At 35.9% G+C, this 11,954-nt stretch carries 9 protein-coding genes; all 9 read right to left on the reverse strand.

Features of this window, described 5'->3' with window-relative positions:
- Positions 1-276: 276 nt before the first annotated feature.
- Positions 277-1,596, reverse strand: a complete 1,320-nt coding sequence (locus HNS38_RS10750) for an alpha-L-fucosidase (RefSeq protein ID WP_172346440.1) — start codon at positions 1,594-1,596, stop codon at positions 277-279.
- A gap of 229 nt (positions 1,597-1,825) precedes the next feature.
- Positions 1,826-3,484, reverse strand: coding sequence for a PNGase F N-terminal domain-containing protein (locus HNS38_RS10755; protein ID WP_172279249.1), 1,659 nt, complete (start codon positions 3,482-3,484; stop codon positions 1,826-1,828).
- 17 nt (positions 3,485-3,501) lie between these two features.
- Positions 3,502-4,980 (reverse strand): alpha-L-fucosidase, encoded by a 1,479-nt coding sequence (locus HNS38_RS10760; RefSeq protein WP_172279247.1) that lies wholly within the window; start codon positions 4,978-4,980, stop codon positions 3,502-3,504.
- 120 nt (positions 4,981-5,100) lie between these two features.
- Positions 5,101-5,802, reverse strand: coding sequence for a sensor histidine kinase KdpD (locus tag HNS38_RS10765; protein WP_172346441.1), 702 nt, complete (start codon positions 5,800-5,802; stop codon positions 5,101-5,103).
- The gene (locus tag HNS38_RS10770) at positions 5,799-7,040 is read right to left on the reverse strand and encodes a CHASE domain-containing protein (RefSeq protein ID WP_172346442.1); all 1,242 of its coding nucleotides are present in this window, start codon (positions 7,038-7,040) and stop codon (positions 5,799-5,801) included. The genes HNS38_RS10765 and HNS38_RS10770 overlap by 4 nt, the downstream gene beginning before the upstream one ends.
- A gap of 455 nt (positions 7,041-7,495) precedes the next feature.
- Positions 7,496-9,367 (reverse strand): M1 family metallopeptidase, encoded by a 1,872-nt coding sequence (locus HNS38_RS10775; protein ID WP_172279243.1) that lies wholly within the window; start codon positions 9,365-9,367, stop codon positions 7,496-7,498.
- Positions 9,368-9,545: 178 nt separating this feature from the next.
- Positions 9,546-10,127: a YdeI family protein gene (locus HNS38_RS10780; RefSeq protein ID WP_172346443.1), complete on the reverse strand. Its 582-nt coding sequence runs from the start codon at positions 10,125-10,127 to the stop codon at positions 9,546-9,548.
- A gap of 29 nt (positions 10,128-10,156) precedes the next feature.
- On the reverse strand, positions 10,157-10,870 hold the full coding sequence (locus HNS38_RS10785) for an RluA family pseudouridine synthase (RefSeq protein WP_216663694.1): 714 nt from the start codon (positions 10,868-10,870) through the stop codon (positions 10,157-10,159).
- 250 nt (positions 10,871-11,120) lie between these two features.
- The gene (locus HNS38_RS10790) at positions 11,121-11,657 is read right to left on the reverse strand and encodes a hypothetical protein (protein WP_172346444.1); all 537 of its coding nucleotides are present in this window, start codon (positions 11,655-11,657) and stop codon (positions 11,121-11,123) included.
- Positions 11,658-11,954 lie beyond the last annotated feature (297 nt).

The raw sequence follows: 11,954 nt of genomic DNA on the forward strand, positions 1-11,954 counted from the left end.
TAAAAAGCTAAAAAAACTGTCCATTTAAGGAATCCTTACGTTATGCAACGGTCTTAACTTACAAATCTAACATATATTACACCCTGCGGTTATTACTGCCTAATAAGAGCCTATCTGTAAACTAAGGAGTTTGATTCAGAAAGTTCGAATTCAAGTCTTGTGAAGAACTGAATAGCAATAAGCCCCGAAAGAAATCGTCGGGATGTTTGTTTTCAGTGCAAGTCTGCCTAGTCGTCAGACAGGCGCAACGAAGAAGTCGGACTTTATGGACAAACACTAATTACTCTCAATCGCTCGTATTTCTTCCTTGAACAAATCCACTGGACCATCAAGCAAAACTGCTATTACAGTTACATCTTTATCTTGAACCTCCTCTGGTACGTCAATATACAATAGGCCCGGAACAGAACTCCAATATTGTTTCCCCACCACTTTATGTGAAAGCTTGGTTCCATTGCCCACAACCCAAATCCTATTGATTTTATTCTTCAGTCCTTTTATAAGTAATGGTCCATTGGGTTTGTTGTCTACATATAAATAAAGGATGGTTTTATCTTTTGATAAAGCGGTGTATCCATTAAAATGTTCTTTGGGAATTCCTTTTCTGGTTCCATAAATGGCTTTCTCATGCTTGTTGGTCCAACGGCCTAAATCTTCTAAAATAGCCACTTGTTCTTTGGGAATGCTGCCATCTGCTTTTGGTCCAATATCTAATAATAAGTTTCCGCCCATGCTGATGCAATCTACCAATATTCTAATGATTTGGTTACTGGTTTTATATTCTTTGTCATTATGCTGAAATCCCCAAGAATTATTCATGGTCATGCACAATTCCCAATATTCGTCGTGAGGAGGGTAAACAGGAACACCTTGCTCTGGAGTAGCATAATCTCCATAACCTTGTAATCGAGAGTTGATAATGGTCGTTGGAGTGGCTTTGAGTAAGGAAGCTCTTATATCTTTGGCTTTCCACATTTCGGCACTTTGTTCCCAATCGCCATCGAACCACCATAAATCGGGATGGTACTGATTAAGCTCATCCAACTGAGCAAAATTGAAGTCCACAAACTGATTCCATCTTTTAGCATCCTCCTCATATCGCTTTTGCTCACGTGTGGCATTTGGATAATTGGGATGAGACCAATCGAGTAATGAATAATAAAATCCAAGTTTTAAACCTTGCTCTCTAATGGCAGATACAAAAGGCTTGAGCAAATCCTTTTTGGCTTTGCTTTTATCCACCACATTTAAATCTCCAGCCTTGCTATCCCAAAGCGCCACTCCATCGTGATGCTTGGTGGTGAGTACCGCATACTTTGCTCCACTTTTTTTGATTAACTCAGCCCACTCCTTAGGCTCGTATTTTTTGGCATTAAAACCATTGAGCTGTTTCATATAATCTTCATGGGAGATATATCCATTAAAAAAAGACCAGGACTCATCAATGCCATCCACTGAATAAATCCCCCAGTGGATAAAGATTCCGAGTTTCGCATCTTTAAACCATGCTAGTCTTTCTTCTTTTGGAATTTCTTGGGCTTGTAGGCTTGAAAAGCCAAGTGTTAAGAGTAATAATAGAATTAGGTTATTTTTCATGTTTTTTCTTATTTAAAAATAGATTCCTCCCTCGCTTATGCAAGGTCGGAATGACATTCCTTTTATTCTTTTGGGGAGAGATGTTTGTGGCGGCTTTGCCGCCACAAACATCTCTCCATATATCGCTGACCTCGGGTCATTTCGAAAGACCGCAGGGATTGAGAAATCTTTTCTTCACGGATTTGCCATTATTAACCAAGGACGCTATCCCCTACGGGGTTATCATCCTTTACTTTGTCTTTTCCCCAACCAAAACTCCAGAAACACACCAAGAGCTAAAGCTAGAGCCTTCATTTTCTCCTTGTTCTATCACCACTTCTACTTTGTGTTTCCCTGGTTTAAGCTCATAAAGATTAATGAAATATGGAGGAGTTAATGTTGCTGGGCACCAATTGGAGCGACTCAAATCGGAGGAGGATAAACCATTCTCAAAATTCCCGGAAGCAGGATTCGACATGCGATAAGTTCCACAATCGGTACGCCAAGGAATATGACTAAACACTAATTCTCCATCGATGAAGACCTGATTGAGTTTAGGGTTAAACTCGTCTCCTCCACCCCAACCACCATGACCAGTTGTAGTAAAAAGCATTTCTAAATTCTCAATATTTTCAGGCAAATCAAATTCCATTTCTAGAGTGTCATTTCCGAAGAGCTTTCCATAATTCTGCCCCGACATTTCCATAATATTTACCGTATTGAACAATGGCTGAATATATTTCTCTGCTACCTCTCCTTCGCTCCAAGGCGGATAAAACTGCAGATTGAGGCTTACATAATGCCCTCCTCCATCATAATTACCAATAAAAACGCCTATCCAAACTTCATCTTCATCATTGGGAAAAACAGAAGTAATTTCTTGCTTATAGACCACAGAATCTTGCCACAGATAATTCTCAATTTCTCTGATATGATTAAAATGCGAAACGCCAAAAGAAGTAAAAAACCGCATCAGTTCAACAGGCGTATCGTATTGTTCATTACTAATAATTCCTTGGTAATGATTATCCATATTATCCATAAATACTGGCAATACTTCAAGGCTATCCTCTAAAGCATTTAGCATTGACATTTCTTTGTCTTGAGTAATGAGGAATAAAGAACCTGTTCTATCGTAGGCATCACCATTAGACCAATTGGTGATTGTGGCAAAAACACTGGCTCCTTGCTTGGCAATCTCTGGAACTTTTATCTTTTTCAGAATCACCGTTCCATTTGATAAGCGATAAACCACATCGGATTGTCCATGAGGAGGGTTTTCAATATCACCTTCAAAATTGATTTGTTGATGGTCGAAAACCGGAAAATTGGTATAGCGAGCCCTAATTTGAAGTTCACGAGCTTTGGCTTCGGAGATTTCTTTGGCCTCTTTAAATGGATAAGGGAGTTCCAAGGACTCGTCCAACTCAATAATCTCTGTTGCTCTTATTTCTCTACTTCCATTAATGACAATCTTTAAAGCCAATGCATTTGCTGGTAAATAGCTTTTATAGGGACTCCCTTTGGCTTGAGCATCCTCCGTAAACCAAACTTCTATGGTATTGGAAAAAGCTTTAAAAATAGCCTTCTTACATTTATAACCCAGTATTTTTTCGGCCTTCTCCATTTTCTCAGGAGCAGCAATTTCCGCAAAAGGAATCACCGTTTTATATAAGACTTCATCATAAGTCATGATGTCCACATTCACCTTTCTATTGAAATCGATATAGGCTTTATTTTCAGACCCCTCCGAAGACAAATAAGCCACTCCATCCATATATTTAAAAGAATAGGAATAGGTGGAATCGAGTTTATTATTATTAAGCCTTTGATATTTCACTTCATAGTTTTGAGCCCATAAAAGATTCGAAAAACCAAATACTATAATCGCTATTAATATTGACCTCATTTTTATCTTTCTAATGATTATTTACTGATGGTTTTAAATACCCAAACATATTTACAAGGCGCTTGCTTCTGTAATGATTTAGGAATTTCTATATCAAAGCCCTCCTCTGTCTTTTTCCATTTTAGTTTTTTAGGAGAACCCAATAATTGGATGTTTTTAATTTTGGAATCCTGTGGAACTGGAATATGAATTTTTGTAGGCAAACTGCCTTCGTCTTCTTCTGCCATATAAAAATAATATACTTGCCCTTCTTCACCTTGAGTTAAGCAAATATTATCAACTTTATAGGGGAAGATAGCTTTGCTTCTATAAATAGCTTCACTATTGACAGCCATCCAATCGCCATATTCTTTCAATAAATCGTAAGCCCCTTGCTGCCATTTTCCTTCTGGAGTTGGCGCTACATTTAAGAGTAAATTCCCTCCTTTGGCTACGATGTCAACCAAAAGTTGCACCCCTTCTCTACCACTCATATATTTGGCATTCTTGGTATGTGCCCAACCTCCACCACTGATGATACAAGATTCCCAAGGATAGTCTAAGGTAGATTCTGGAACTCGATTTTCTGGCGTCAAATAATTCTGATTAATGCCATGAACGGCTCTATCCACGACTAATAAATCAGGACGGATTTGTCTGGCTTTCGCCACCAACTCGTCCATCTTAATGTCTTGATTCACCATGCGATGTTTAATATAGCCATTTTCTGTGGCTGCTAGTTGTTTGTCGTACCAAGAGGTGATGGTTTCTTTACTGTCTTTGGCCACCCATCCTCCGTCGAGCCAAAGAATATCAACTTTACCATAATCTGTCAGTAATTCTAGAATCTGATTATGGGTGAAATCCATATATTTCTGCCATTTTTCAGGATTGGCTTCTGGCTCATAATTCACATTTCTATCACGTGGCGGATAATAAGGGTCCCAATATTGAGGATGGTGCCAATCGGGTTTAGAGAAATAAGCTCCAGCCCACATTCCTTTTTCTCTAAAAGCATCAAATATTTCTAAAGTCACATTCGATCTGGGATTAGGGGAGAAAGCGCATCCCTCATCGGTAATTTTATAATCGGTATATTTAGAATCGAACATACAAAATCCATCGTGATGCTTGGTGGTGAAAATCATGTATCTAACCCCTGCATAATCAGCCGCTTCTGCCCATTTCTCTGGGGCAAATTTCACAGGATTAAAAGTCGTTTTTAAAGCCTCATATTCTTTCACATAAGCATTATAGTTCTCTGGATTTTCTCCCATTTTTCTTTCGCACCAGCCATATTCTTCTGGTGATAATGACCAAGATTCTACTATTCCCCATTGGCTATAAGCTCCCCAGTGCATCAATAAGCCGAACTTCAAATCCTGCCATTGGGCAAGTTTTGCTAGAACCTCTGGATTGGTTTCTGGCACATATCTCTCCTCCTCGTAAATGGCTTGAGAATAAGACATGGAAATAAAAAATATTGAAATAAAAAATAAAAGAATAGATTTTCTCATGATTGTTTGTGTTTGCACAAATCTAAAGAGAATTTTGGGGATATGGAATTGGTGGTTTTCTGATTTTTAAACTATAGCTTATTCCAAAATAATCAATTTATATAGCATGTTAATGCACTTTTAATTATCATTTTTCTCACTTTTTAGCATCACATAAACGGTACTCCCCTGACCCTTTGTACTTTCTATATTGAATTCGCCTCCTAAAAGCTCAATAAACTCTTTACAAATAATGAGACCTAAACCTGTCCCCTTCTCTCTTTCAGTACCATAATTTATTTTTATTTCATTGCCCCCTAAAATCTCGTGTATTTGATTTTCATCCATTCCTATGCCCTTATCTGTAATGCTAACTTTCAGATAGTTTATATCATTTACAGTAAGCTCTTGGCTACTTATTATTATCTCACCACCAGAATAAGAGAATTTTATGGAATTAACGACAAGGTTCCTGATAATGGTATGAAACAGCTTTTTATCAACCATAGCATAGCTATCTTCATTCATCCCATTAACAATCTTAATATTTTTAGCTATGGCTAGGTAATTCAATTGAGTAATAATAACATCTACTTGAGGTTTTATATCTTCTGACCTTAATATAATATGGTTTGAGTTTTTACGAGTAAGCTGCCAATTAAGAATATTTTCAAGTAAGTCATAGGTGTTTTTACTGGATTCATTAATACCTATTAGATGGCTTAATATTTCCTCTCTCTCAAAAGAACTAAAATCTTCGACTAAAAAATTGGTCATTTGCATAAAGTGACCCAATGGATTTCTAAGATCATGGGCCAAAACCGAAATCAAATTGTCCTTCATTTGATTCGATTGTAGAATTGATTCCTCATTCTCTTTATTTTTGGTGATATCAATGGCATTAAAATTACAGAATTAGCATTCTTATAGGATACCCTTCCTTGGAACCACCGTTTTTTACCCTCAATAATCAATGGGTATTCAAAAACCACTAATTCTTTGTTTTTCAGACACTTTAAAAAAGCGTTTCTATATAGAACAGCTGTATCAACATCCACAATTTCTGTAATATTCATACCTATTAATTCATTCGCAGGTTTTGCCAAAAGACCAGGTTGAGTGGCGGCAACACTTAAGTATTTACCATTTTTATCGAATTCAATAATAAGACTATCTAAAGAATTAAAAATCGCTTTCAACCTTCGCTCATTCAATTGTATTTTTAAAATAGCATGGACTAAAAGACCCAATAGAAGGCTGATAACAAAAGAGCTGAAAATAAGAGATAAATACAAAAAGCGATCTTGATCATAAAAGGCTTCCCAACCGTCTACAGGCTTTGATGCCATAACCCAAATCCCATAGGGGAGATTAATGATTACCGTTTCCGGATCACTATTAAAAACCTCCTCCTTACCATAAAATACTTTCCCTTTAATCCCCGTACCGTTATATCCTCTTAAAGCAAATTCAAAATCATTTTCAACCGTTTTTAATTCCGCCTCATTAAATAAAGCATTCATATTTATAACGATATCGGCAACTCCCCAAAAAACACCAGTTTCGGTAATGGTTTTATCAAAAACCGGAGTGTAACTAATGAAGGCAACGCCTCCTTCAACCAAATCTACTGGACCAGCTACAAATGTCTTTCGAGTTTCAATGGTTTTATTCACTATTTCGGCTCGTTCAGGATGATTTAGTAAATCGAGTCCTATAGCAGCTTCATGACCTTCGAGTGGATAAATAGCTCCAATAATACAGTCTTTAGACAAGGCCAAAGAACCAATAATAGTATCATCTTTTGCAAAGTCCTGTGCAAGGATATTGAATTCTTCAGTGGTAATATTGGGATTTAATGAAACAAAGGAAGCTAATCCTTTAGTATAATAGATACGCGAATATAATGCTTTTTCAAGTTTTGATTTTTTTCCAATTAATACATCAAGTGCAGCCGTTCTAACATCTCTTTCCCACTGCCCACGTTGAAAACTGGTATATCTGTAAGCCATAAAAAACAGAAATAAAAAACTTAAAATGGTTACGAATATGGCTCGAATATAATTATTTTTGAATATCATAGATCCTGTTTGTTGTTTCACGCTCTACTACACGAGCTAAATTAACTTTACATAAGGAAGCATGGTAAAAATAAGTCAAATAATTATACAATCAAAAGGATATGGAGATATTTTTGAGTTCCCCTATGGTCAGGTGATATATAATGATATGAACCACTATAGAATAAGATTATATTGCTTATGATGAAATATTTTTCTTAATCCTTAAATATTTCATTAAGCCTCTAGCTCAGATCTTCATGTTATATGTTTTTCGCCAAAATCTCACCATCTGGACTTATTAAGACAGAACTAGGATTTCAGAGTTTTCTATAAATATTCTCACCTAGCCTGAAACACCTTCTATTTTTTTATTATGTTGAGAATCTATTCAGATTACTTTGGAGTCCTTAAATTCAAACAACTTTATTTCACGATTATTTAATCCGGCTTCATGATTATATTATTTGATTCATTTAGTAGGAAAGAATATTATTCACATAATAGGCTTCAGGTGTATTGGTATCCAAAACTATTTCTGCAATTTCACCTTTTGGGACTAATATTTGACAGGATTTAATTCCAGATTTCCAGATATCCATCCTCTTGTTCACAGAAAAAGATTCCCCATTTTTATAATTTACCAACATGTGCACAGGTATTGGAAAAGAACCAAGGTTTTCTACATTGATTGTTATTTCATCTGTCCCATAATCAATCCTTCCTATTCCGATATCAGCATATCCTAGATCAAAAAACCAAGGCTCCCAAAACCAGCCCAAATCCTCATTAGCTACTTTATTGAAGGCATAAAACATATCATATGGAATTGGGTGTTTGTCTTTCCATTGTTCGGTGAACTCTCTAATGGCCTGATAAAATTTATCTTTTCCCATATAATCAAATAACAAACTGAAAGCTGTTATTGGACGAACATAGGTCATGAATCCAGAAGTAAAATCTCCAGCACTATGGGTTCCTGTCATAAGTGGAATATCTATGGCTAGTTTGGCCGATTCTGCATGATACTTTTTATTGACTAATGGGAATATTGATGCTTCATCAGATTCCATGAATTCTACTAATGCTGAAATTCCAATGATAGAAACCAAGCCTTCATCCATCCAGCCATATTCCTGCTCATTGGTGCCAACATAAAAAGGGAAATAGGTATGGGCAATTTCATGTGTGGTGGTAAACAAGGTACTAAACTCATCTTCTTCTCGATCGTTAATCATAGCGGGGAATTCCATTCCTTTTGCTTCTCCGTTAAAGGCAGTGAATAGTGGGTATGGATAAAGAATGGCAGGCACAATATTTGAATAATATTCAATGGATTTTTTACTGATTTCAGTCACCTTTCGAAAATTTTCAGAATTCTTATTATAAACCGAATTTACCAATACTCTACTATCTCCAACTTTTGCACTTGTCGCATCCCATAAATACTTATTACTCACGATAAATGCAAAATCAGGCAAATTACTGGCCTTAAATCTCCAAATATGTTTTTTACCCGCTAATGTAATTTTATTTTCATCTCTATCATTTTCATCGATAATATGAATGACTTCATCTGATTTGGAAGCCTCCTCTATTCTCTGAATATATTTATCACGAAATATTTCTTTGGTGTTTTGCAATACACCCGATGACCACACATTATATTCTGCCGGAACAGTTATCTCCACATCAAAACCACCATAATCACTGTAAAACTCAGCATTTCCAGTATGTCCAAAAGTATTCCAACCCACAATGTCGTCATATACACTCATTTTTGGATACCAATACCCCACGCAAAAGCTGCTTTCATCATAAGTTCCAATTCTACGCATGGCAGAAAGCGGCATCAATTGTTGCCATTCAACTTCAATTTTAGTTTCCGAAGCAGGATGAACTTTATCTGGAACTGGAAAAACCAATATGGTGGAATAATAGGTCATAGATTCCAGTTCTATTTCCATCCCATTAACTTTTATGCTTTTAATTTGAACTCCATCGTGAATACTATTGGCATCCAAATAAGAATCTCTAGCTTCTCCTTTCTTATATAAATTTTGGAACAAATTCATATAAATCCATGATAAGGTATCTGGGCTATTATTATAATATCTAATGATTTCGCTACCAACTAATAATTTGGTGTCGGGAAAAAATTCTGCCTTAATTACATAATCGGTTTTGTTTTGGAAATAGTTTTTCCCAGCCCTTCCTTCATGTGTCCTTGTTTCATTCTCATAAGCTTGTTTATACTCCCTAGGCATATATAACTCATTGGTTTTTTGCGCCAAAACAGGCCCTATGCATAATGCAAGAACGACCATCATTAAAAATCTCACTTTCATCTTTTATCATTTACATCCACTTACAGGACTATTCCATAAAAAATAGTTACAGTTTTTAGATTAATTGTGTCTGAAAATTGATATTTGTGTGCTTGGCTTGATCTGTACCAGATTTGTTATATGCTATATTATTTCCTAAAATCCCCTCCATAGAAATAAGAATATCCCAAAGTATAGATCACGAAAACGCCTTAGGCAAAAGATGCTCCCCAGCCTTTTCAGCAACTTCTCTTACTCGTTTTTCTCTGGTTTCAGCTCGTTTAGCCATCACTATCCATGCCAATAATCCTTTGCGCACGGATTTACTCAAGCTCAGAAAGAAATCTTTGGAGGATGGATATATTTTAAAAGACTCCTCTAAATCATTGGGGATGATAAGTTTTTCCACATCATCTAAAAGGACCCAATTTCCGTTTTGTTTTGCCTTTTCAATAATTTCTAATCCGGCAGGGAATATCAAATCTTGTTGCGATAAGTGGGCTACTTTATCCTTATTGATTTTTGACCAGATGCTATTGGCTTTTCTTTTGCCATAATACTGCATATACCTCTCCGAATCGATGGACTTTTTTACACTATCAATCCAGCCAAAACACAAGGCTTCGTCAACGGCATCACTCCAAGAAATGGTTGGCGTTTTTGAGCTTTTCTTGAATACGATCAGCCACACAGCATCCTCAATTAAATGATTTCGTTCTAGCCATTTTCTCCATTCTTGTTTATTGGTAGGGCAGATGCTTTTTAATTCGGATTTGCTCATCAGGTTTAATGGCTTTATAATTTAGTTTATCAAGCTTTATAATTGACCAGCGTTTTAAAATACTGAGGAATCTCTGTATCAAAAGTCATTTCTTCGTTGGTCAGAGGGTGAAACAAAGTCAATGAAGCAGCATGAAGCGTCAATCTTTTAATGCCTTTATCTATCCTTCCGTATACTTTATCACCTAGCACAGGATGTTCCTTTTCTGCTAAGTGAACACGAATTTGATTTTTCCTCCCTGTAAATAGCTGTATTTCGAGCAAACTATATTTACCCGATTCCTTAAGCACTTTATAGCCAGTTTTGGCTAGTTTACCTTTAGCAGGGTCTTTTACAGAATACACTATATACACCTTGTTTTCTGCAAGATAAGAGATCATCTCGCCTTCTCTATCATCTAGCTGACCATGTACCACCGCAAAATAGGTTTTGCTAAAAGTAGCCCATTCGTCTTGTAAATAGCGTTTCACTTTTTCGCTTTTGGCAAAAACCAAAATTCCAGAGGTGTCTCTGTCCAATCGATGCACTATAAATACTCTGTTCTTGGATCTTGCATTTCCCTTTTTCACGTAATCATTCAGAATAAAATGGGCTGTTTTATCTTTTTCCTTATCAGTACTCACCGCTAACAAGCCACTTTCTTTATTCACCACGATAATATCCTGATCTTCGTAAAGAATGACCATTCCCTTAGGTGCATGTTTTTTAGAGGGCTTACTAAATATGATTCTTTTTTTCTGCAATATTATGATTATTAAGAGGTTATTAAATGGTTCATACCGATAAGATATTTCTCGATCGTGAAGCCAAAAGTATGGAAAGAAATTATAAAGGGAGCAATTATCTTAATTTATTTAGTGAAGGATTTCGAGAGGAATGAAAAATGACTTTCTGTATATCTCAAATAGCTGAATCAGGTATTTCCATTTGTTTTATCATAAATGACCTGCTACTTATAATATATCTTTTTCAATATTTGCTTCACCATATTTTCTATTTCATTTGGCAACCTAGGATCATATTGAGAGGAATCATTATGGTATTACTCTTTAATTGGGCATTTCTAAAATAATGAGGAGGATAAGCGGCAAGATGATGACCTTCTAAAAATATCATTATAGCATATTTGCTTTCCCAAATTATTTCCTGTTTCATAAAAATATTTTGTGCCGAAATATTATTCAAATATTTTGGGGAGGCTTCTAATTTTTCAAATAAATCAGACAAACCTAAAGCATCTGGTTTTAGAGTAATATTCTTAAATACATACTTCCTATCCAATATATCTTTGCTAACACTATCTATTAAGTTTTCATTTAATATGGATAGCTCAATATCCATAAATACCTCTTCATTGTCATGAGCAAAAACCTGCACATAAGGCATGTTCATGATTAAGGTATCCACCTTCTGTTTATCCTTCTTGAAAATCTTATCGTATTTAATGGGTGTGAAACTCATTAAAAATAAGGTGAGTATTCCTAGTAGGAGTATTTTTGAAATTCGGGAAATGGCTTTTTTTATCTGCATTTGTTTTTCTAAATATGAATAAGGAAGATAGTGTTTTAATGTTTTTCATTTGCTATGTGGGGAAATTACTAACGTGTTGGCATATATTTACGTGGCGGATTTGTCTGCTGTAATTTTTCTGTCCACGAATATACTATATTATCTGCCATAATCATAAAAAGTTGCGACTGAAATCGCCATGAAATATGATGCCTTGTTGGCAAACTGGGCGTTATTGATTCACATTATGCTGATAGCTTTGGAACAACCAAGCTCTACCCGAATTTTACTCGGGATGTGCTTGGTTGTGAAGGGTGG

This window comes from Lentimicrobium sp. L6 (assembly GCF_013166655.1).
Classification (GTDB): domain Bacteria; phylum Bacteroidota; class Bacteroidia; order Bacteroidales; family UBA12170; genus UBA12170.

Bases quoted from the DNA above. Each gene is read 5' to 3' on its own strand.
- HNS38_RS10750 (WP_172346440.1), bottom strand. From the start codon at position 1,596: ATGAAAAATAACCTAATTCTATTATTACTCTTAACACTTGGCTTTTCA.
- HNS38_RS10755 (WP_172279249.1), bottom strand. From the start codon at position 3,484: ATGAGGTCAATATTAATAGCGATTATAGTATTTGGTTTTTCGAATCTT.
- HNS38_RS10760 (WP_172279247.1), bottom strand. From the start codon at position 4,980: ATGAGAAAATCTATTCTTTTATTTTTTATTTCAATATTTTTTATTTCC.
- HNS38_RS10765 (WP_172346441.1), bottom strand. From the start codon at position 5,802: ATGAAGGACAATTTGATTTCGGTTTTGGCCCATGATCTTAGAAATCCA.
- HNS38_RS10770 (WP_172346442.1), bottom strand. From the start codon at position 7,040: ATGATATTCAAAAATAATTATATTCGAGCCATATTCGTAACCATTTTA.
- HNS38_RS10775 (WP_172279243.1), bottom strand. From the start codon at position 9,367: ATGAAAGTGAGATTTTTAATGATGGTCGTTCTTGCATTATGCATAGGG.
- HNS38_RS10780 (WP_172346443.1), bottom strand. From the start codon at position 10,127: ATGAGCAAATCCGAATTAAAAAGCATCTGCCCTACCAATAAACAAGAA.
- HNS38_RS10790 (WP_172346444.1), bottom strand. From the start codon at position 11,657: ATGCAGATAAAAAAAGCCATTTCCCGAATTTCAAAAATACTCCTACTA.